Annotated in this window: 16 protein-coding genes and 1 pseudogene; 4 read left to right on the top strand and 13 right to left on the bottom strand. The window is 56.9% G+C overall.

Features of this window, described 5'->3' with window-relative positions:
* Positions 1-43 precede the first annotated feature (43 nt).
* From ACSQ3H_RS14300 to ACSQ3H_RS14280, 5 genes and pseudogenes are all read right to left on the bottom strand, one after another.
* On the bottom strand, positions 44-334 hold the full coding sequence (locus ACSQ3H_RS14300) for an addiction module antidote protein (protein WP_114428967.1): 291 nt from the start codon (positions 332-334) through the stop codon (positions 44-46).
* Positions 331-636: a type II toxin-antitoxin system RelE/ParE family toxin gene (locus tag ACSQ3H_RS14295; RefSeq protein ID WP_436117659.1), complete on the bottom strand. Its 306-nt coding sequence runs from the start codon at positions 634-636 to the stop codon at positions 331-333. Before ACSQ3H_RS14295 ends, ACSQ3H_RS14300 begins: the two co-directional genes overlap by 4 nt.
* Before the next feature lie 154 nt (positions 637-790).
* Positions 791-1,504: pseudogene (locus ACSQ3H_RS14290) on the bottom strand (SPOR domain-containing protein); the annotation flags it as partial.
* Between the two features lie 1,970 nt (positions 1,505-3,474).
* Positions 3,475-5,232: an arginine--tRNA ligase gene (gene argS / locus ACSQ3H_RS14285; protein WP_436117658.1), complete on the bottom strand. Its 1,758-nt coding sequence runs from the start codon at positions 5,230-5,232 to the stop codon at positions 3,475-3,477.
* A gap of 207 nt (positions 5,233-5,439) precedes the next feature.
* Positions 5,440-6,648 carry a deoxyguanosinetriphosphate triphosphohydrolase gene (locus tag ACSQ3H_RS14280; protein WP_436117657.1) on the bottom strand — a complete coding sequence of 403 codons (1,209 nt, stop codon included), beginning with the start codon at positions 6,646-6,648 and terminating at the stop codon, positions 5,440-5,442.
* 318 nt (positions 6,649-6,966) lie between these two features.
* Here ACSQ3H_RS14280 and erpA point away from each other — a divergent pair, with 318 nt between their 5' ends.
* Together erpA and xth are read left to right on the top strand one after the other, a co-directional pair.
* The gene (gene erpA, locus ACSQ3H_RS14275) at positions 6,967-7,302 is read left to right on the top strand and encodes an iron-sulfur cluster insertion protein ErpA (RefSeq protein WP_436117656.1); all 336 of its coding nucleotides are present in this window, start codon (positions 6,967-6,969) and stop codon (positions 7,300-7,302) included.
* Between the two features lie 43 nt (positions 7,303-7,345).
* On the top strand, positions 7,346-8,125 hold the full coding sequence (gene xth, locus ACSQ3H_RS14270) for an exodeoxyribonuclease III (protein WP_436117655.1): 780 nt from the start codon (positions 7,346-7,348) through the stop codon (positions 8,123-8,125).
* Positions 8,126-8,156: 31 nt separating this feature from the next.
* Here xth and ACSQ3H_RS14265 read toward each other — a convergent pair whose 3' ends face one another.
* The 6 genes from ACSQ3H_RS14265 to ACSQ3H_RS14240 all read right to left on the bottom strand — a co-directional run bounded on the left by ACSQ3H_RS14265 (position 8,157) and on the right by ACSQ3H_RS14240 (position 17,333).
* Positions 8,157-8,951 (bottom strand): tetratricopeptide repeat protein, encoded by a 795-nt coding sequence (locus tag ACSQ3H_RS14265; RefSeq protein WP_436117654.1) that lies wholly within the window; start codon positions 8,949-8,951, stop codon positions 8,157-8,159.
* Between the two features lie 532 nt (positions 8,952-9,483).
* Entirely contained in the window at positions 9,484-10,773 is a 1,290-nt protein-coding gene (locus ACSQ3H_RS14260) for an OmpP1/FadL family transporter (RefSeq protein WP_436117653.1), read from the bottom strand.
* 389 nt (positions 10,774-11,162) lie between these two features.
* Entirely contained in the window at positions 11,163-13,949 is a 2,787-nt protein-coding gene (locus ACSQ3H_RS14255; protein ID WP_436117652.1) for a valine--tRNA ligase, read from the bottom strand.
* 143 nt (positions 13,950-14,092) lie between these two features.
* Positions 14,093-14,935 carry a DUF2497 domain-containing protein gene (locus ACSQ3H_RS14250; protein ID WP_436117651.1) on the bottom strand — a complete coding sequence of 281 codons (843 nt, stop codon included), beginning with the start codon at positions 14,933-14,935 and terminating at the stop codon, positions 14,093-14,095.
* Between the two features lie 205 nt (positions 14,936-15,140).
* Positions 15,141-16,535, bottom strand: coding sequence for a TolC family outer membrane protein (locus ACSQ3H_RS14245; protein WP_436117650.1), 1,395 nt, complete (start codon positions 16,533-16,535; stop codon positions 15,141-15,143).
* 141 nt (positions 16,536-16,676) lie between these two features.
* Positions 16,677-17,333 (bottom strand): protein-L-isoaspartate O-methyltransferase family protein, encoded by a 657-nt coding sequence (locus ACSQ3H_RS14240; protein WP_436117649.1) that lies wholly within the window; start codon positions 17,331-17,333, stop codon positions 16,677-16,679.
* A 343-nt stretch (positions 17,334-17,676) separates the two neighbouring features.
* Here ACSQ3H_RS14240 and ACSQ3H_RS14235 point away from each other — a divergent pair, with 343 nt between their 5' ends.
* Positions 17,677-18,228, top strand: a complete 552-nt coding sequence (locus ACSQ3H_RS14235; RefSeq protein ID WP_436117648.1) for a diguanylate cyclase domain-containing protein — start codon at positions 17,677-17,679, stop codon at positions 18,226-18,228.
* 43 nt (positions 18,229-18,271) lie between these two features.
* Here ACSQ3H_RS14235 and ACSQ3H_RS14230 read toward each other — a convergent pair whose 3' ends face one another.
* A complete protein-coding gene (locus tag ACSQ3H_RS14230) occupies positions 18,272-18,874 on the bottom strand; it encodes a TetR/AcrR family transcriptional regulator (RefSeq protein ID WP_436117647.1) in 603 nt (200 codons plus the stop codon).
* A 210-nt stretch (positions 18,875-19,084) separates the two neighbouring features.
* Between ACSQ3H_RS14230 and ACSQ3H_RS14225 the strand changes: the two genes are divergently transcribed.
* Positions 19,085-19,483 carry a RidA family protein gene (locus tag ACSQ3H_RS14225; protein ID WP_436117646.1) on the top strand — a complete coding sequence of 133 codons (399 nt, stop codon included), beginning with the start codon at positions 19,085-19,087 and terminating at the stop codon, positions 19,481-19,483.
* 135 nt (positions 19,484-19,618) lie between these two features.
* On the opposite strand, the gene ACSQ3H_RS14220 is transcribed toward ACSQ3H_RS14225, so the two are convergent.
* Entirely contained in the window at positions 19,619-20,251 is a 633-nt protein-coding gene (locus ACSQ3H_RS14220) for a sulfotransferase family 2 domain-containing protein (RefSeq protein ID WP_436117645.1), read from the bottom strand.
* Positions 20,252-20,535: the final 284 nt, after the last annotated feature.

Genomic DNA, 20,535 nt, shown 5'->3' with positions numbered 1-20,535 from the left:
AGTCTAGTGTGTCAACCGCCGATGAGGAAGCTGTCTGGCATTTTTACAACGGTGAAACGGTGAATTTAACCCCAAGCCCATTCATAATCTTGCGGACAGTCTCGAAACGAATTTTCGAACCAGGGGCAAGGGCCTTATAGAGGCTCTCGCGACCCAATCCGCTATCCTTCGCAATTTGCGTCATGCCTCGTGCCTTAGCCACGTCGGCAAGCGCCATAATAAATATCTCAGGATCAGGATCTTCAGCTGAAACTGCAAGATATCCTGCAATCATTTCCTCGTCTACCAAGTATTCCGAGACGTCGAAAGGTGCTGTTTTAATGGTCGTTTTCATTTAGCAGCACTCCGTATTGTTTTTGCCATCCGCTTGGCTTCGGCGATATCGCGTTGTTGAGAGGATTTATCTCCGCCTACCAACAGGAGAAAAACTACCTCTCCAATGCGTGTGTAGTACACGCGATACCCAGGGCCGTAGTCGATCTTCATTTCTGATATGCCCTCGCCAATTGGCGCAACCAAACCAAAATTGCCACGCTCTGCATTTCTCATACGGTTAAGAATGCGAAATGCGGCTTCCTTGTCACGAAGTGCATGAAGCCAACCGTCGAATTCGTCTGTTCTTCGTATAGTATACATTGTGTATCCGAATAGATACGAAATATCAATAGGCGGATTAGACCGCCGGTTAAATTTATGAAATATTTGGGAAGAATAGCGCCAACTTCGGTTTGCGCAAACGAAAAAGGCTCCGCCAACGACGGAGCCTTTTTCAACGATATGCGCGAGGTTTTTACTGCGTAACGAAGCAGCTGCCGCCCGCAGTCTTGTACTTGGCGCACAAAGCGTTCGCGTCGCTCTTGGAGCCAGCCGGAATGCGAACACGGAAGAACGTGCCCTTGCCGGCGATCTCGGCCTGCTTGATATCGACACCACGTCCGCCGATCACGCTTGCATATTTCTGCGACAGCGATGCGTAGGTTTTTTGCGCGCCCTCGACATTTGGCTGCGAGGCAATCTGGATCAGATAGCTCCCCGCTGCCGGAGCCGCGGAAGCAACTTGCTGACCCGCTGCGTTCTTTGGTGGAACACGATCAACAATATCAACCGGCTGATCTGCCGGACGGGAATCCACCACCGGAATATTCTTCGGCGCGACAGAAGCAACTGTTTCGGGCGTAATCTTCTTGGTCGCGACGGGCTTGGCAGGCAATTTGCCTGCGGCCGGCGCCGGTTTTGCAGCTGCAGGTGCAGCCGGTGCGGGTGCTGGTGCCGGTGTAGCAGTCTGCACAGGCGCAGCTGCCTGGTCGTCCTGCATCAATGCGCCAATTTCGTCGTCGCCGGTTGTTGACGGCGCTGCGGGTGCACTTGCGCTGACCGGAGCGGGCGCAGCAGGGCGGTCAGCTGGAGCAGCGGCAGGGCCGGCGCTCATCGGATCGGTCGGTTCAGGAATGGAGGCGACCATCGTGCCATCCGGCTTGACGACCATCGTCTGCACCTTGCGCGGAGCAATGGCACTGTTCCGCTCCGCCGGTGGAGCGTCTGCAGTAGCATCGGCGGTGGCTGGATCAACACGTGCCTCCACCTTGTCGCCCGCTGCAGGCGCATCGGTGGCGGGCGTATCCGCGGCAGATACGGCCCCATCCTCATCGGCGGGAAGATCGATAGGATCCTCCCGCGTTGTCACAAGCTGATCCTGCTTCGGCGCTTCCGGAGCGGTCGTCGCGCTCTTGTCGTAAACCGCCTTGTCCTGATTTGGAACGACGGCTGTGCTGGCCGTTTCCGGTTGAACCTTGATCGGTGTCTTGTCCGCCATGATGACGACAGGTTCGCCGTTCGAACCGGCGGTCCATTTGTAGGCGACGGCACCGGCGACAGCGAGCAAAACAACAGCTGCTGCGACACCCGGAACGAACAGGTTACTGCGGCGCCGCGGCGCCGGCTCCTTCTGTCCATAGGATGGCGTTGCAGCTATATCAACATTGTCCTGGCGAGGATCGTAGCCAAAATCCAGATCCTCTTCTGGACCATAGGCCAGCGTTGCCCGGCTCTGTTGTGCAGCGGCCGCGCCCATAGCGGCAGCACCGGCTGCTGCGGTATAGCCCGCCGGAGTGTATTTGTTCTGATCCGCCTCGTTCCCAAACACATCCGCGAAAATGTCGGCGTACCGGTCTTTCTCAGGCTCTTGCTTGGCAGGTTCCTCCGGCGCGACATAGGCACCGCGCGAATCGTCCGCTTCGATCGAACCGAAGACCTCGGCAAATTCATTTTCAAGCTCGCCCAAGCCATTGTGCTGGACGACGTCGTCCTCGTAGTTGACCGTAGGAAGATCAAGCGATTCCGTATAATCAACCCGATTTTCCGTCACCGCTACTGTATCAACATCGGGTGCGGCACTGATCGACGACGCCGCGCGGTCAAGCTCGTCGGCATAGTCGCTCAAGTCATGGACTTCGGGCAATCGCGGCGCGCTGGCAATAGGTGCGGCAACAGGCACTTCGATCTGTTCGCGAACCGGCGTGTAAGACTGTTCAACGCTTTGATAAAGCGGGAATACCGGCTCGGTCTGTGCGACAGGTTCGTTTTCTTCCTCTTCATCGGTGGTAACTTCGAAATCATCGAATGCGGCAATCAGCTCGTCCGTATCGAAATCGTCCTCTGCGGAATCCTGTACCTGCTCGTTGGCAGCTTCAGCTTCATAAACCGCTGGTTCCGGTTCGGGAGCCTGATAGTTGACCGGCTCCGGCGCATTGGATGGCTGCTGATAGGCGGTCGTGCGGCTGATCGAAGGGGCGATCTCGGTCCGACCGGGAACCTGCGTTTGCGAGCCGTAGCCCCAGGAAGCGTTGACCGAGCGTTGCGAGACCGGCTGGGCCGATCCTGCAAGCAGGGTTTCAAGCTCATCCTCGAGGCTGACTGACGGCGCTGCAATGACCGGGCGCTCTCCGTAGTGGGGAGCGGCAGCTTCTACAGGAGCATCAGCTCCCTCGCCTGCCTCGCTGTCCGCGTAGACCGGGTCGGGCTCGTAGTCGGCATAATCCGGTTCTTCATAAGCGGCCACCGATTGGGTAGCGGCTTCCCGATGTGCGTGAGGCGGTTCCGCGGCCAACTCGCGCTCAATGGAATCCTGAAAGTCCTGAGCGGCAAGCTGATCGTCGTCGGCATCATTGTCAGCGGACTGAGGCGCGGCTTGCTCATCAAAGCCCCCCATCAGTTCGCGTTCGAGATCCATAGCAAAATCATCGTTAGATCCGGTCGACTCCTCCTCGGGCGTCCCCATGATACGGGAAAGCTCCATCAGGGGGTCGTTATTACCTAATCGCGAATCATCCTGCCGGTGAGAACGCTGAAGATAGTTGTCCGCCATGGCGTTAATCCTGTACTCTCAACTGTGGGACGTCCGAAAACGTCACGCATTGGCCTTACCAGCGCAATGTGGGCAAAAGTTGACAGGATTGCTACGCTTTTCAACGCATTCTAGCGCATTTCAGTCGGGGCGTCCGCACCTATTATTGATAATCCGGACGTCAGGACCTTCGAAACAACCTGAACCAGCCCTAGCCTGGCTTGGGACAAGTTTGGATCGTTAACCTTAATAAAACGTAAGTCCGGGTTTTCGGTTCCCTTATTCCATTGCGTATGCAGCGAACTTGCGAGGTCGTAGAGGTAGAAAGCAAGCCTGTGCGGCTCCTGATGCAGAGCCGCCGTTTCGATCAGCCGCGGGTATTCCGCAAGCTTGCGAATCAGCGCGATTTCGCTCTCGTCAGTCAGCAAACCAAAGTGCTGCGCGCTCGCTGCCAATTTCGTTTCGCCGATCCCGAGCTGTTCAATCGCCTGCCGGAAAACCGAGTGGCAACGCGCCGAAGCATACTGGACGTAGAAGACCGGATTATCCTTGGAATGCTCGGTGACCTTGGCGAAGTCGAAATCAAGCGGCGCGTCGTTTTTCCGGTAGAGCATCATGAACCGGACCGGATCCCGCCCGACTTCCTCCACCACATCGCGCAGGGTGACGAACTCGCCTGACCGCTTCGACATGCGCACCGGTTCGCCGTTGCGGTAAAGCTTGACCAGTTGGCAGATGAGAACCGTGAGCTTCGCCGTTCCGCCGGAAACAGCCCGCGCCAGCGATTCGAGCCGCTTGATATAACCGCCATGATCAGCGCCGAGCACATAGATCATCTCGTCGAAATGCCGGTCGTACTTGTCCTTGAAATAGGCAACGTCGGCGGCGAAGTACGTAAATTGCCCGTCCGACTTGACCAGAGGCCGGTCAATATCATCGCCGACATCGGTTGACCGGAACAGCGTTTGCTCCCGATCTTCCCAATCTTCCGGCAATTGTCCCTTGGGCGGCGGCAACTTGCCCTTGTACACATGCCCCTTCAGCGTCAGATCGTTGATAGCAGATCGGATCAGCTTGGCATTGTTGGCATGCAGCGTCCGCTCGGAGAAAAACACGTCATGATCCACATTGAGCGAGGCGAGATCGTCGCGGATCATCGCCATCATCGCATCGATCGTGCGATCCTTGACGATGGCGAGCGCCTCTTCTTCCGGCATTTCCAGAAGCTTGGTGCCATAGTCAGCGGCGAGCGCCTGCCCGACCGGCACGAGATAGTCGCCCGGATACAGTCCTGCAGGAATGTCGCCGATCTGCTCGCCGAGCGCCTCACGGTACCGCAGCGTCACCGAACTCGCCAGCACATCGATCTGCGCGCCGGCATCGTTGATGTAATATTCCTTGGCGACGTCGTAACCGGCAAACTTGAGCAGATTGGCCAGCGCATCGCCAACAACCGCACCCCGGCAATGACCGACATGCATCGGCCCCGTCGGATTGGCAGAAACATATTCGACATTGACGCGGTGGCCATAGCCTAGCTTCGACCGGCCATAATCGAGCCCAGCGCCCAGCATGGCGGCGAGCTGCCGGTGCCAATAGACATCCTTGAGCCTCAGATTGATGAAGCCAGGTCCTGCGACATCGACGGAGCCGACATCGGGATCATTTTTCAGCGCATCGCCGATCTTGACTGCGAGTTCGCGCGGATTTTGCCCGACCGCCTTGGAGAGCACCATCGCCGCATTCGTCGCAATATCGCCATGGCTGGGATCGCGCGGCGGCTCGACACCCACGCGTGACAGATCAACCGCAGCACCATCTGTGGTTTTCAAATCAAGCGCTTGCAGGGCTTTCTTAATCCGCGCGTCGAAATCGGCGAAGATATTCATGGCGTCATACTCATTCGGGGTTTGTTTAATTTTGATCGGCTACTTACCGAAGTTGCGCTCGCCTCAAGAGACAATTGAAAATTCAGCCTGATGAGGCAGATGGTGTGAATTTCGAGACCCGGAGCGCAGTGGACATTCTCGTCCATGAGTACCGGAAGCGCAGAAATTCGCATCAGATGTCCATCAGGGTGGATTTGCAAAGGGTCTCTAAGCCAATTCGGGCGTATGGTCAAACAACCGTCGATGTTCCCGCACAGCATAAGTGTCGGTCATACCACTGAGAAAATCCGCCACGAGCCGCGCCTGCGCACGCATGTCGCCCTGTTTCTCGCTCTCCCGCCAGCCCTCGGGCATGCATTGTTCATCGGCAAGATATGCATCGAACAGGTCTCTCACGATTCGGTCAGCCGACTTTCGCACCCGGACCACACTCTCGTGAAAATAAAGGTTCTTGTAGAGAAACGCCTTGAGCATCTTTTCCTGATCGCGCAGCGGCGCAGAGAATCCGATGAGCGTTCGCCCTGCATCGTGAATATCGCCGAGCGTTTGCGGCTGAAGCTCCGCCAGATTGGCCTGCGCACTGCGAATAACATCCTCCACCATGAGCGTGATTTGCCGGCGGACAATCTCGTGCGATGTGCGAACATCATCGAGAACTGGATATTTCTGCCGGACGGCGCGCAGGATATCACCAATTATCGCCACATCTTCCAGTGCATCAAGCGTCAGCAGACCGGAGCGCAGCCCGTCATCGATATCATGGGCATTGTAGGCAATATCGTCAGCAATCGCCGCACATTGTGCTTCCAGCGAGGCAAACCGAGCCAGTTCCAGATCGTGCTGCGCGTTATACTCAAGGATTGCAGCCGGTACCGGATGTGCCAGTCCATTGCCCTCGGCATCCATCAACGGACCATTATGCTTGACCAGCCCCTCCAGCGTTTCCCAGGTGAGGTTGAGCCCATCGAACTCGGCGTAACGCTTCTCGAGATTTGTCACGATGCGCAGGGATTGCGCGTTATGATCGAACCCGCCGAAGTCACGCATCTTGTCGTTGAGCGCGTCCTCGCCCGTATGACCGAACGGCGTATGGCCGAAATCATGCACCAGCGCGATTGCTTCGGCGAGATCCTCATCCAGCCGCATCGACCGCGCCAGCGCCCGGGCGATTTGCGCCACTTCGATCGTATGTGTCAGCCGCGTGCGATAATGGTCACCCTCATGCGCGATGAAAACCTGCGTTTTGTGCTTCAGGCGCCGGAATGCGGTGGAGTGAATGATGCGGTCGCGATCGCGCTGAAACACCGTGCGCGTCGGGCTTTCGCTTTCGGGCACGAGCCGTCCACGGCTTTTCTCGGGATCAGAGGCGTATGGCGCCCTCTCCCTGTAACCGAAACCGATACCCTGCATGGACATATTTGACTGTTCCTTGATCGTTCGCGCTTAGCCCGGGTTGTTTGACCATGTGCGTGGTTCGACAAGCTCACCATGAGGGATGTGGGTGCGGGAAGCCAGGATCTGCAATGTTGGCGATTGTCATTGCAATCAACCTGCTTCCCTCATGGTGAGCTTGTCGAACCACGCACATCATATATGCCATCCCGAAGGTATAGCGACGTTGACTTCGCAGTCGCCAATTCTTAGCTATGGTGTATGATGAACGGCAAGGCGTGACATTACAATGTCAACGCTTTGATAAGGGTGGCGGAGCGATCCGCAAAGGAACTGTGAAGAATGACCGAAGTTGCAAATGTTTCTGTCTCCGATGCCGCTGCAAGGCGCATATCGGCGATTCTGCAATCAGACCCGGAAAAGACCGCCTTGCGCATTTCCGTCGAAGGCGGCGGTTGCTCGGGCTTTTCGTATAAGTACGATTTAGTCGATGCGCAGGATGCCGATGACATCGTCATCGAGAAACTCGGCGCCAAGGTTCTGATCGATTCGATTTCCCTGCCCTATATCGGCGGCTCGGAGATCGATTTCGTCGATGATCTGATGGGCCAGTCGTTCCAGATCCGCAATCCGAACGCGACTTCGTCCTGCGGTTGCGGAACAAGCTTCTCCGTCTGACGTCATCTTGAACCTGCCGCCGTTGCAACCAGAGCGTAAGCCCATGAAAATCGTCACCTGGAACATCAACGGCGTCAAAGCCCGCATCGAGGTGCTGACGACGTGGCTGCAGGAGTCCAATCCGGACATCGTCTGCTTGCAGGAAATCAAATCCGTCGATGAAGGCTTTCCGCGCTTTGAGCTTGAAGCGCTTGGCTACCATGTGGAGACACATGGCCAGAAGGGTTTCAACGGCGTTGCCATACTATCGAAGCAATCGCCCGACGAGGTCAATCGTGGTCTTCCTGGCGATGACACCGATGAACATGCGCGTTTCATTGAAGCCGTGTTTTCGACCGAGAAGGGCGCACTGCGCGTCGTCTCGCTGTATCTCCCCAACGGCAACCCGATCAACACCGAGAAATTTCCTTACAAGATAAGCTGGATGGCCCGGCTGGAGCGCTGGGCGGAAGATCGGCTGGCACTTGAAGAGCCGCTTATTCTGGCTGGCGACTACAATGTCATTCCCGAGCCGATCGACGCCAAGGTTCCGGAAGCCTGGGTCAATGATGCCCTGTTCCAGCCGGCGACGCGCCAATCATTCAGACGCCTTGAAAACCTCGGCTTTACCGACGCCATCCGTAGCGTCACCGATAAACCCGATGTTTATACCTTCTGGGACTATCAGGCTGGTGCGTGGCAGAAGAACAATGGCATCCGCATCGACCACCTGATGCTCTCGCCGGAAGCTGCGAACATGCTCGAATCCGCCAGCATAGAAAAACATGTCCGCGCCTGGGAAAAGCCATCGGATCATGTGCCGGTGGCAATTTCGATTGCTTGATGCCGCGATGGTGGATTGGCGCAGAGGTCTCTCAGAAATCGCCGGTCTTGACGATATCTTCGGCCAGCACCATTGCGGTGCGCCGGTCGGCCTCGTCGGAGATTGAAAACGCCTGTTCCTGTATATCGCGGATCCAGACACGGTCCTGCTTGTTGGCATGCTCAAGAGCCGCGGTCATCATCGCCAGCCCGCGCACCGTCTTGCCCGCCTGGAACAGCAGGTTGCCGAGCATGGCCTGCGCACCCGCATGGCCCTTTTGCGCTGAAAGCCGGAACCAGCGTGCGGCCTGGTTGGGGCTGGGCTGTCCGCCCTCACCCTTCATCAACATCTTGCCAAGTTCGAACTGCGCTTCGGAATCGCCGAAATTCGACGCCGCCTGCAGATAAAGATCGCGTGCGGCACTTGGATTGGAATTGATGGGTGAATTGGGAATGCCGCGTTTCACATAGCCGGCCAGCGCGACAAGCGCGTCGGCGACATAGCTTTCATTCTCGGTACCCTGCTCGGCACCTTCGTGAATAACCTGCTCGAACATCTTGTAGGCTTCGTAGTCGTCTTCCTTGACCCCGTCGCCTTCCGCATACATGCGCGCCAGTTTCCAATTAGCGCCCTGATGACCCTTTTCCGCAGCAAAACGCAGCGCCTTGACCGCTTCGTCCTTGTGGCCGTTCTTATAGGCAGAAAAACCGAACTTGAAGAGCGCGAACGGGCTGGAGTCCTCCTTCACCTCATTTTGCGTATCGAAGGCAAAACAGGGCATGGTCATAGCGCTCATCAAAAGGCCAAACCCGACAATTGGACCAAAGAAACGATCAGCGATGAGCATGACTATATTCTTCCTTTGCCCTCACCGGATGTGTCGCAGCGTTTCCGCGCGCCATACGAATGGTTCGGGCGCAATTCCCGCCAGACTGCGTCATCGCGGCAGCTAGCAACGGGAAGCCAAAATTTCGCACATCATTCCAGCGAACTTTTGACCGCTTTCCGGCAATTGTGGGGCCGAACATACTTGAATCGAAAGCATAAGATTGGCGTGATGACGCAAGAATCATGGAAGAGCCGGGTATCATCTTACGGCTTGAAGTTTTTGCCTGTGAAACAAGTATCGCGTCCATCATTTCCCCATGCGGAACATCTGTACTGTTACTCGATGTATTCAACCATCCCAGGTTGCCGCCCTTTCGAGGTGCTCCGGGTTTGTGGCGCAAAATGGGCAAATTTGACCGCTCCCGCTGCGCCGCAGATCATCGCTCGGAAGTGTTGCTGAATCGTCACAAAATTTGATTGCCCCGAAGCAGGCAGCACGCACGAAAAAGCCCGGCACTTGGCCGGGCTTCTCTCACTATTCGCAATTTGGGTCAGAACCTGACCTTGCCCGAGATCGACAGGGCGCTGACGAAATCATCACCGAAATCATAGGTCACGTCGTTGCCGCATCCGCCGGTCTTCGGGCAGGGTGTCGGGCCGTAGGAACCCGCGGTCAGCATGCCAACCGCACCGCCTACGCGCAACTCGACATTCTTGCTCGGAGTGTACGACACACCGCCGGAAAGCAGGTACGTATCCGTCTGTGTGGTCAAACCGGTTGACGTACCGCGATCCCAGCTAACTTGCGCTGATCCGCTCCACTGATCATTGAACTTGTGGCCAATACCGGCAGCAACTGTCCATCCATCCTGGAACATAAGATCAAGCGTGGTCAGCAAGACTGGTGATGTTGGACCGCAGGCGACGATGCCCTTGGTCGATGTCGGGCAGAATGAGACGACCTTGAGGACACTCCAGTCGACCCATTTGACCGAGCCGAATGCCAGCCAATCGGGAGCAATACCCGTCTGGATCTTGAATTCAACCGATTGCGGCATCGTGGCGGTGCCGTAAACATCCGTGATGCGGTTGGCAAAGGGTGCCAAGGGACCGCTGGTCATCGGCGGAAGCCCCGTCAGATCGACGGTACCGTTGATCTGGCCAAGGTCGATCTCGGCATTGTAGATCAGGCTGGCCCGAAAGGCGATTTCCGGAATCTCGTAGGCTGCACCAATGCGCCAACCCACGCCATCCGCATCAAGGTCAAGCTTGCCTTGGCCATCGAACAGTGCAGCGGCGGGACCAAAAGCTGCTGGTCCGACAACGAGCCGGTTCTTGAAGCCGGAGACTTCCTGATAGGAAACGCCGCCGATGGCACGCAACTGCCCTTTGCTCACATCGAATTTATACGAGCAGGTCAGACCGTAATCATTGCTCTTGATCTCGGTTTCGATGTTCTGGTTTGCACCAACCCAATCGGCACCGGGATCGGTGTGAACACCCCAAGGCTGACTGTATGAAGCAAGGCAGTCCGCGTCAGGCGTAAGGCCCACCTTCACACCGGTGCGTGGAACAGCGTAGTCCGGCGTCTCGCTTGTCGAAGTCGATCCACCGCCGATACCGTTGGCACCAAGGCCGTCAAGCGGGTTGGTATCCACCGCATTCTTGATCTTGCGATCCGGCATGACGTAGATCACGCCTGCTTCCGACGCAAAACGCTGCTCATCAAAGAGCAGATCCCAGTTGTAGCCGTTGCGCTCAAGCCCCCCGGCCTGTGCAGCAGAAGCCACGCTTGTCAAAAGCAATGCCCCACCCAAAATCGTCGAAATAGCTTTAGACATTAAGTCCTCCCCGAAGCCTTAAAAAACTTCCTGAGCCCCACACAGTTCAGGAAAATTGTTACCAATACGTAATACCTAACAAATCGCGGCTTGCGCGCAATCGCCTGTAAGCAGTGTATTTTGGAGGACGCAGAGCCCGGAATCAGAAAGACTTGGAGAATCGCGATTTTACGACTGCGATTTTGCAGATTTCACGCTAATCCGAAATGATTAGCGACCGAATTGAGGGGTTTTGAGCCGAAAAAACGCGTTGTTGCTCAAATGCAACGGCGGTCAAAAATGACGGAATTAGGGCTTTTGCCGGGCCAAAATGGGGAGCGTCCCCTCCTTTTCGAGGGGAAACCCGATTGAACCCGCGCCGGATTCGCGCCGATCAGTGACGCGAAGCTTCAGCCTGCTTCGCGCACCCTGCGGATGGCTGTTTCGATCTTCTCGGCAGCAGCCTGAAGTTCCAACAACCGCTCACGTTCCGCCTCGACAATCTCCGGTTTTGCGTTGGCGACGAATTTCTCGTTGCCGAGCTTCTTGCCGATCTTGTCGCTCTCGTCGGCAATCTTGCCCGCTTCCTTGGTGAGGCGCGCAATTTCCGCATTCACATCGATCAGACTACCCAGCGGCAAACAGGCCGTGGCCTCGCCGATGACAAACTGTGCCGAACCCTTCGGCGTATCGTCAGCGAGCGTGATCGTCTCGACGCGTGCACGCCATTTGATCGAGGCGTCATGGCGCAGCAAGCGTTCCTTCGTCACCTCATTGGCGCCTATAACGACGAGTGGCGCGACCGCTGATGCCGGGACATTCATTTCCGCGCGAACGGAGCGAATACCGGTGACCAGATCAATCAACCAGTTGATGTCAGCCGCAGCCTCGGCATCCACGAAATCCGGCTGAGGCCAGCCTGCATGGCACAGCAACGTCTCGCGGCTCTTGCCCTCGCCCGCCGTGAGCGCCCAGAGTTCCTCGGTCATGAACGGCATGAACGGGTGCAACAGCTTGTAGATCTCGTCGAGCACGTAAGCTGCACACGCCTGCGCTTCAGCCTTGGCTTCCGCATCCTCGCCGTTGAACACAGGTTTCAACAGTTCGATGTACCAATCGCAGAACTGGTTCCAGACGAAGCGATAGGCAGCGCCGGCGGATTCGTTGAAACGGTAGCTGGTAATGCCATCGGTGACGTCGCGCACCGTGTTGGTGAGTTCCGTCAGGATCCAGCGATTGACATTCAGCTTTGCATTCTCCGGACGGAAGGACGGATCGCGCGCGACACCGTTCATCCCGGCAAAGCGTGTCGAATTCCACAGCTTGGTGCCGAAATTGCGGTAACCGGCAATGCGGCTCGGATCGAGCTTCACGTCGCGTCCCTGCGCCGCCATGATCGCTAGGGTGAAACGCAGTGCATCCGCGCCGTACTCATCGATCAGCTCCAGCGGGTCGATAACGTTGCCTTTCGACTTCGACATCTTGGCACCGTTCTTGTCACGGACCAGCGCATGCACGTAAACCGTGTGGAACGGCTCTTCGTTCATGAAGTGCAGGCCCATCATCATCATCCGGGCGACCCAGAAGAAAATGATGTCGAAGCCGGTCACCAGAACATCGGTCTGATAATAGGTCGCAAGTTCCGGCGTCTTGTCCGGCCAGCCCAGGGTTGAGAACGGCCACAGCGCCGAAGAGAACCACGTGTCCAGCACATCTTCGTCGCGGGTCAAAATCTCGCCGGGCTTGAAGTTCTCGATCAGGTCCTGCACATGTGCCTTCATCGGCCCCTCATGCGCAAGGTAGTGCTGCACCGCGGCGCTCAGCGCTTCTTCCTCGCTGCGTTCGACGAAGACCTGTCCATCCGGACCATACCATGCTGGAATCTGATGCCCCCACCAGAGCTGGCGCGAGATCGTCCACGGCTGGATGTTCTCCATCCATTCGAAATAGGTCTTTTCCCAGTTCTTCGGCACGAAATTGGTGCGCCCCTCGCGCACGCTGGCAATCGCAGGCTTCGCAAGCTCGCCTGCATTCACATACCACTGGTCGGTAAGGTAAGGTTCGATCGGCACATCGCCGCGATCACCATGCGGGACCATATGCGTGTGATCCTCGATCTTCTCGAGATAGCCGCCCTCTTCCATCATGCTGACGACGAGCTTGCGCGCAGCAAAACGGTCCTTTCCGTCGAGCGCATGAATCAATTGGTCAAGCTGACTCGATTTCTGCAGTCCTTCGAGGAAATCGTTGTTTTCCTTCAAGAAAACCGATGCATCCGTATTGAGAATATTGATCGCGGGCAGATCATGACGCTTGCCCACCTCGAAATCGTTGAAATCATGAGCAGGCGTGATCTTGACCGCACCCGAACCCGCCTCCGGATCGGCATAATCATCTGCAACGATTGGAATATGCCGCCCGACCAGCGGCAGAACAACATTGTTGTCGATCAGTGCATGATAGCGTGCGTCGTCGGGATTAACCGCGACGCCCGTATCGCCGAGCATGGTTTCAGGTCTAGTTGTCGCGACGACAATGTAAGTGTGCGGGTTTTCCGGATCGAAGGCGACATTCTCCAGCGGATAGCGGAAATGCCACAGATGCCCCTTGACCTCGCGCTGCTCGACCTCGAGATCGGAAATCGCAGTCAGCAGCTTCGGATCCCAATTGACCAGGCGCTTGTCCTTGTAGATCAGGCCTTCCTTGTAGAGTGTGACGAAGACCTCGAGAACAGCCTTCGACAGCCCCTCATCCATGGTAAAGCGCTCACGCGACCAATCGCAGGATGCGCCGAGACGCTTGAGCTGATCGGCGATGATACCGCCCGACTCCGCCTTCCACTCCCAGACCCTCTCGACGAACTTTTCGCGGCCCATCTCGCGGCGGCCCGGCTGCTGGCGTTCCATCAGCTGCCGCTCGACAACCATCTGCGTGGCGATACCGGCATGATCCATACCCGGCTGCCACAGCACGTTTTTGCCGCGCATGCGTTCGAAACGCACGAGGATGTCCTGGATCGTGTTGTTGAGCGCGTGGCCCATGTGCAGCGAGCCGGTCACGTTGGGTGGCGGTATGACGATAGAAAATGCCTCGGCGCCCGGCTTTGAACCAGCTCCGGCCTTGAAGGCACCGGCCTCGTCCCAGCGTTTTGCGATCTCAGGCTCTACGGCCGCGGCATCATACGTCTTCTCAAGCATGCAAAGTGTCCGTCATTTGCGGAAAAAGGATTGGCTACGGTGTAAACCCAATGGCCGGAGATAAGTCAATGCTGACTGACTCCTTGAAACGCAAAGACCGCCAATCGGCGGTCCTCGGCAGCACTAGATATGAGAAGCGGATCTTACCGCCGGCCGCCTCTTGCCACGCGCTCAATCTCTTCGCGCACGAGGCGTTCGACCAGTGTCGGCAAATTGTTGTCGAGCCAGTCCTGCAGCAGAGGCCGCATGATTTCCTGCGCGATCTCGTCGAATGAGCGCCGCTGCTCGCTCCTGATCGCAAACGATAGATCGTCAAAGGCAGCACTGACCTGACGCTCGGCAGTCTCGGACAGGATTGGTTCGAGAGTACGCTGCAGATCGAGCGACACGTCCTCATCCATGTTCGCGTCCGGTTGCCCGGCTGCAGTCTCGGTTGGCGCGAGTGATGCCGCATCTGGTTCCACGAAATCGATTTCGCTTGCGACCTCAACGGGCTCAGCAATGAATTCCTGTTCCGGCGGCATCGCGGCTGGCACTGGTTCCGGAGACACTTCCGGTACTAGAAAAGCCTCGAGAGCATCTTCGACGGGCGCTGCGGTAACTTCAAGGGTATCTACCTGTGGTTCGGCTGGAGCCGTTGGCAATTTCGCGCTTTCGGCTTTGGCCTCGGGTGCCGGCCGTGCAGATTCCCGCTCAACCAGCTTTGATTGCAGCGGCGAGGCCGGGCGCCCCAATGCTGTCTCGTAGGATCGAGGCGCTGCCGGCGGAACGGCGATGCCTTCGCGCGGTGGAAGCTCGGCTTCCTCGCCGAGGTGCGCCGCAGGCTCAGGTTCGGCAACAGCAGCGCGTGGCGCTACATCGGAGTTGACTGGCTGAGGCACGGCTTCATCCGGCCGCCCCGTATCACTCTCTTCGATGATGCGGCGGATCGATGCGAGAATCTCCTCCATGGAGGGTTCCCGGGCGACGCTGGATGATTGTGCCATGATACTCTTGCCCACTACATCTTGTTTCATTGCGCTGCAACGAATCTGTATTCAGTGTAGAGGCTTGTATTGCGTTTGAGAATCCCTGCGGGGATCGTTTGAGGCTAACCCACAGACTTTTGTGAAAACCGGTCCTGAAAAGCAATTTGCCGCCAGGTGCTAACCTGACGGCAAATACTATTCATGGTCGAAGGATAATCGAAGGTCAGCGGCCGTCCGGCGTGCGCAGCCCGATCCACTTGTCTTTCACAGCATCGTAGTGCTCTTCAGGATGGTATTCCGCGACCTGCAAGCCGATCTGCCCCGGGCTCAGACGCCCAACCGCGAGAAGAACGGCGTAGCTTGTAACGACACTGTCGCGTTCGGCCTGCGCCAAGCTGATCTGTCCGGTCAACACTTCAGCCTGCTGATTCAACACGTCGAGTGTCGTGCGCTGGCCAACTTTGCGTTCTTCGATAACACCGTTCAAGGCGAGCTCAGCCGCCGCAACCACGGACCTCTGGGCGACAATCTGCGCCTTCGCCGATTCCATTTGCGAATAGGCGGTCGCGATTGCCTGGCGAACATTGTCGCGCGCCACGTCGACTTCAATGCGCCGCTGTCCCAGTGTTTCTTTCGACTGGCGAACCAGAGCGGATGTCCTGCCGCCGCTGTAGATAGGAATTGTTACCTGGATTCCAGCGGAAGCAGCGCTCGAATCTATCGTGTCGCCGCTTATACCACCCGAAAAAATCTCGTTGCGGGTGACAGATCCTTGAAGGCCGATCTGTGGCAGAAGCTGACCTTCCTGCGCTTTTACATTGTATCCGGCCGCATCGACTGCATATTGCGTAGCCAGGATTGCCGGGTGATTGTTGGTGGCAATGCTGAATGCCTGGTCCATGGATCTCGGCAGTGATTTCGATGCCATCGACGCGGCCTTCAGGCGGTCAGGCGCGGCTCCGATAATCTGAATATAGGTAGCTTCGGCATTCTTTTCGTCGGATTTTGCCGCGGCTAGCAAAGCGATGGCGGAAGCCAACGAAGACTCGGCTTGCGCAACGTCGGTCCGCGTTCCTTCACCAACATCGAAACGTGCCCGCGCAGCACGCAACTGTTCGTCGAGGAATTCAATGTTCTTCCGTCGCAGGACGACGATCTGGCGGGTAAGATAGACATCCATGAATGCCTGTGCTGCACTGAACAACAAGTTCTGTTCACTGTTGCGCAGGTTTTCACGGGCCGCGAGCACTTGCGTTTTCGCAGAAGCAACGTTGTTCTTCGTGGTGAATCCGTCAAACAGCAACTGGTTGACGGTGATACCGAATGTCCCTACATCCACGCGGCCATTGGAGCCGCCATCGAACCGTTCCGCCGTCGTGGTGAGGGATGCGTTCCCGTTTACAGTCGGACGATACGCCGATTTTGCAACTGCCACACCTTCGTCGGTGACGCGTACGCCTGCCCTGTCCGCATTGACCGTGGAGTTTCTCTCATAGGCCTTGGCCATTGCTCCAAATATGGTCTCAGCCATCGAAGGCGTAGAGGTTAGTACCGTGGCTGACAACAGCGCTGCGGTTAATAATCGCTTGCCCGCTATGAACACTATAAACCCCTTCATTCTCTCAATATTCCGACCGAACCATTCGGTTCGACAGTGTGCTTTAGATAGCCATCATTTTCCTGGTTGACCACAGGGGCATTCCCTAAAATGCAAACAAAGTGGCCAACCGTTGCACTTTTGTCTCATGTGTAACGGGTTTCAGAACTCGAATTCTGCTATTTTCTCGAAGCCGAGCAGCGTTTTGACGGCCGAATTGAACGCGCTACGCCCCGAAACGATTCCGTCATTCTTGACGTAAATCATTGATTTTCCAGCGTTTCCCGCGCCCTCAACAACCACAAGCCGTCCCCCGTTCTTCAACTGATCAAATAATGGCGCAGGAACGTGATCAACGCTACCCTCAATTAGAACTACATCATAGGGCGCTTCGGACGCACAGCCGCTTTCGAGCGGTCCGTTGACGACGACCACATTGTCGAACCCGAGCGACGCCAGATTCGAGCGGGCCTGGTCGGCCAGTTCGGCATCGCATTCGACCGCTATAACCGAACGCGCGACCCGCGACAGCACCGCCGAGGAATAGCCGGTGGCGCATCCGATATCGAGGACGACATCTCCCGGCTGGATATTGGCGAGCTGAACAAGCTTGGCGAAAGGCGAAGGCTGCATCAGATAGCGGCCATCCGAAACAAGGACGTCGTCATCGATATAGGCGAGAGGCATGCGAATGCTCGGCACGAACTTCTCGCGCGGCACATCGAGAAAGGCCTGGAGCAAGGGTTTGTCGGTCACATCAGTCGTACGCAACTGATTGTCGACCATCTTGATCCGGAGGTCTTCAAAATTCAACGTCATGGTCTACAAGCTTTCTTCAAGGCACTCGCAACACAAAGCCTTGCAAGCGCGCGACATGCTCCTGACGATCGGCACAGACCTTACAGCCTGTATGGTTACCCATCTGTGACCAGAAGCGATAATTTATCAGAGGATGTGACAAAAATTTCCATCAGCGTCAATGAATGACTAACGCCGTTGGCTGATCGAGCCTCCAATAATTTCCGGATGAGGCGTCCGTGCACCACCTTTATGGTGCTTCCCTTAACCGTAGGGTTATTCCGGGATTGAATAGATTGCCTGCACCTGTCATTCTATACTTGCAGATCGGAGTCGTTCTGCGAACGGTAGGAATGCAAAGCAGATGATTGAGATCAAGGGATTCAATGACTTCCCTATAAGCCAGGATGAACTGACCGGGCTGGCCGACAGAGCCGCGCTTGAAGATCATCTCGATAGTCTTTGTGGTTCCTATGCCCAAAGTGACTTCGATGACCGCCTGCAATTTGCTATTCTTTGTATTGATCTCGATGGCTTCAAGAAGTTCAACGACCAATTCGGACGTGCCGAGGGCGATAGTCTTTTGAAGCTTGTAGCAGACCGCCTGCAATCATGCTTGCGCAAGAATGATGTTGTCTATCGCATGGGCGGCGATGAATTTGCCATTGTCCTGTTGCAGGCGACATCCAACGAGGTAGCCAGCGTTGCCGACCGTATTATCGGATCGGTTTCGCAACCCTACGATCTCGGCGGCCCCGAGCCCGTGGCCATCAGCGTCACGATCGGAGCTGCCCTGGCGCCGCGCGACGGCGATACGCCGGAAAGCCTGCTCTGGTGCGGCGACGCCGCGCTTTACATCGCCAAGAAAGCCGGTCGAGGCGTCTATCGCAGATATTCCGAACGACGCTCCAGCTAGAGCGGTCCGAGCCGATCCCCGGAACATCCTAGCGGTCGTGCGGTCAGCCCTCTTTCTGCAGCAAACCGGCGGCGAGATATTGGAAAGCCTCGACAGCCTTTGTAAAGACAGTGTGAGGATTGCCGGCGGCGGCAATCCAGAGCGATGCGTTCAGCGCCGCTCCATTGAGTAGCCGGGCGGCAGCTTCCGCATCCACTGGCCTGACCGTTCCTTCATCGATCAGCGTCTGGATTGTTTGTGTCGTCGTGCGAAGGCACGCATTCTGGTTGGGCCATTGCGATGGATCGCCGAGCACGGCCGGTCCGTCCAGCAGCATGATGCGCTGGATCTCCGGCTCCAAAGCCATCTCGATATAGGCGATGCTCTCCGCGAGGAATCCAAGCCATGCGGTCCCCGCCCGTTCTTGTGCCGTGCGCATCCGTGCCAGCATTTCTGCGTCGATCTGGTCGATAACGGCCTGCAGCAAACCCTTCTTGTCGCCGAAGTTGTGGTAGAGAGCGCCCCGCGTCAGGCCAGCTTCGGCGGTCAGATCGTCCATCGATGCCCCCGCGTAGCCTTTGGCCGCGAAAGCCTTCCGAGCGGCTCGAATGAGCTTGGCCCGGGTTTCCTCCATCATCTGCGCACGGCGTCTTGCGACCACGACCATCTCCTATGAAATACATACGCCGCGTATGCCAATTGACATACGGTGCGTATGTCAATATATACCGACATACGGGACGTATATCAATGATCGTCCCGGACAGTAAAGCGCAGAGGGCCTGAAAACCTGAACCTGCACAGACGTCTCTCCCTTTCCCGGTGAAACAACGTCGCGTCTGGGGCCTGGCCTGCCTTATTCCAAGAGGAACGAACAATGACAAAACGCGATGCCATCTTCCCTGCCGGTCGGCAGGCACTCTACGAGATCAACCGATATTCGGCGGCGATCCGCTCGGGCGACTTTCTGTTCGTCTCGGGCCAGGTCGGCAGCCGTGAGGACGGGTCGCCCGAGCCGGTCTTCGAGAAGCAGGTCCAGCTCGCCTTTGACAACCTCGCGGCAGTGCTGAAGACCGCCGGTTGTTCGATCGACGACGTTGTTGACGTGACCACTTTCCACACCGATCCGGCCACGCAGTGGGAGGCTGTTGACGCCGTTCGACTGAAGGCAATCGGTGAGGAGCCCTACCCGAATTGGACCGCGGTAGGGGTGAACTGGCTGGCCGGCTTCGATTTTGAGATCAAGGTCATCGCGCGCCTTCCTCAGTCCACCTGATCGATGACAACGAACGCCTGCCTTGAGAAAAGACGGGCGTCGTTTTCCACACTCGATACGGCCGCTGCGCCTACACGTTCGTCTCAAGCACATACATAGCAGCGGCGATATCTTCTGCATCAGTTTCGGATTACCCTAAAACTCGTAACCGAATTTTTCGAGATCACGGCCCCATATCTGCTCGACCAGCTTGCGCTCGACCGGGGTGTAATATTCCTGATAGGCACCGCGCTGGCTGGCATTCTTGCGAGTCAGTTCCGGGGACTCGGGCAGGTCCAGTCGGGTGACGATATCTGCGAACGCCTCTTCCATCCGTTCGAAGCGGTAGACCTGGTCGACCAGCAGCTTACCGCCGAAATCGCACAGCATCGAGCTTTGATCGCGCGGGCGCCACAACGCACGACGGCGCTCCTGGCGCAGGAAATCGGTGAAACTCTGCGTCTGCGCGTCTTTGTGGCGGTGGTGGTTGCAGTGGCCGCTAACGAAAGCGTATCGGGAGACGGCGAGGTCGTAGGGGTTGCGCACCAGCCCGAATTTGAAGGCCCCTTCGAAGAAGGCGCGTGGCAGTTTTAGCTTTGCCCAGCGCACCGAGGCATGCGGGCCGAACTGAGTGTCGAAACCTTCTTCGACCGGCAGATGCGACAGGAGTCGCCGCCATTGGCCGGAGGCTTTCGGCACGGCATAGGGGCGCAAAGCCCGCTTCAACGCCTGGCCACCGGTCTTGGCGACATGGACGAAGATGAAGTTCTTCTCGACCGAAACGAACATTCACCACCTCCTTGCAGGGCTGCCGTCTAGCCGATTTGAACCGGCCCGGTGGTCGCGCTTGCCATGGCCACGCGCTGGGGAGTTGGTGGATTTGAGCCGGCGTAATTTGGCCATTCCCATAGCCGCCATTAAGCAGTCTTGTTGGTGCAGCCGTCCGCGAAGGAGGCCGTAGTCTTCCAAAAGAAACGTAAACATCAGTATAAAGCGTCAACTATCCAGCAATAGATAGCTACAGAAGCAGACTTGAACGCAGACCATCGGTGACTCAGATATGAGAAAAATCG

This window comes from Phyllobacterium sp. LjRoot231 (genome assembly GCF_964253365.1).
Lineage (GTDB): Bacteria > Pseudomonadota > Alphaproteobacteria > Rhizobiales > Rhizobiaceae > Phyllobacterium.
This window is presented reverse-complemented; position numbering and strand designations above follow the sequence as displayed.

Coding starts and splice junctions, on each gene's coding strand:
- ACSQ3H_RS14300 (WP_114428967.1), bottom strand. CDS start 334: ATGAAAACGACCATTAAAACAGCACCTTTCGACGTCTCGGAATACTTG.
- ACSQ3H_RS14295 (WP_436117659.1), bottom strand. CDS start 636: ATGTATACTATACGAAGAACAGACGAATTCGACGGTTGGCTTCATGCA.
- argS (WP_436117658.1), bottom strand. CDS start 5,232: ATGAATATCTTCGCCGATTTCGACGCGCGGATTAAGAAAGCCCTGCAA.
- ACSQ3H_RS14280 (WP_436117657.1), bottom strand. CDS start 6,648: ATGTCCATGCAGGGTATCGGTTTCGGTTACAGGGAGAGGGCGCCATAC.
- erpA (WP_436117656.1), top strand. CDS start 6,967: ATGACCGAAGTTGCAAATGTTTCTGTCTCCGATGCCGCTGCAAGGCGC.
- xth (WP_436117655.1), top strand. CDS start 7,346: ATGAAAATCGTCACCTGGAACATCAACGGCGTCAAAGCCCGCATCGAG.
- ACSQ3H_RS14265 (WP_436117654.1), bottom strand. CDS start 8,951: ATGCTCATCGCTGATCGTTTCTTTGGTCCAATTGTCGGGTTTGGCCTT.
- ACSQ3H_RS14260 (WP_436117653.1), bottom strand. CDS start 10,773: ATGTCTAAAGCTATTTCGACGATTTTGGGTGGGGCATTGCTTTTGACA.
- ACSQ3H_RS14255 (WP_436117652.1), bottom strand. CDS start 13,949: ATGCTTGAGAAGACGTATGATGCCGCGGCCGTAGAGCCTGAGATCGCA.
- ACSQ3H_RS14250 (WP_436117651.1), bottom strand. CDS start 14,935: ATGGCACAATCATCCAGCGTCGCCCGGGAACCCTCCATGGAGGAGATT.
- ACSQ3H_RS14245 (WP_436117650.1), bottom strand. CDS start 16,535: ATGAAGGGGTTTATAGTGTTCATAGCGGGCAAGCGATTATTAACCGCA.
- ACSQ3H_RS14240 (WP_436117649.1), bottom strand. CDS start 17,333: ATGACGTTGAATTTTGAAGACCTCCGGATCAAGATGGTCGACAATCAG.
- ACSQ3H_RS14235 (WP_436117648.1), top strand. CDS start 17,677: ATGATTGAGATCAAGGGATTCAATGACTTCCCTATAAGCCAGGATGAA.
- ACSQ3H_RS14230 (WP_436117647.1), bottom strand. CDS start 18,874: ATGGTCGTGGTCGCAAGACGCCGTGCGCAGATGATGGAGGAAACCCGG.
- ACSQ3H_RS14225 (WP_436117646.1), top strand. CDS start 19,085: ATGACAAAACGCGATGCCATCTTCCCTGCCGGTCGGCAGGCACTCTAC.
- ACSQ3H_RS14220 (WP_436117645.1), bottom strand. CDS start 20,251: ATGTTCGTTTCGGTCGAGAAGAACTTCATCTTCGTCCATGTCGCCAAG.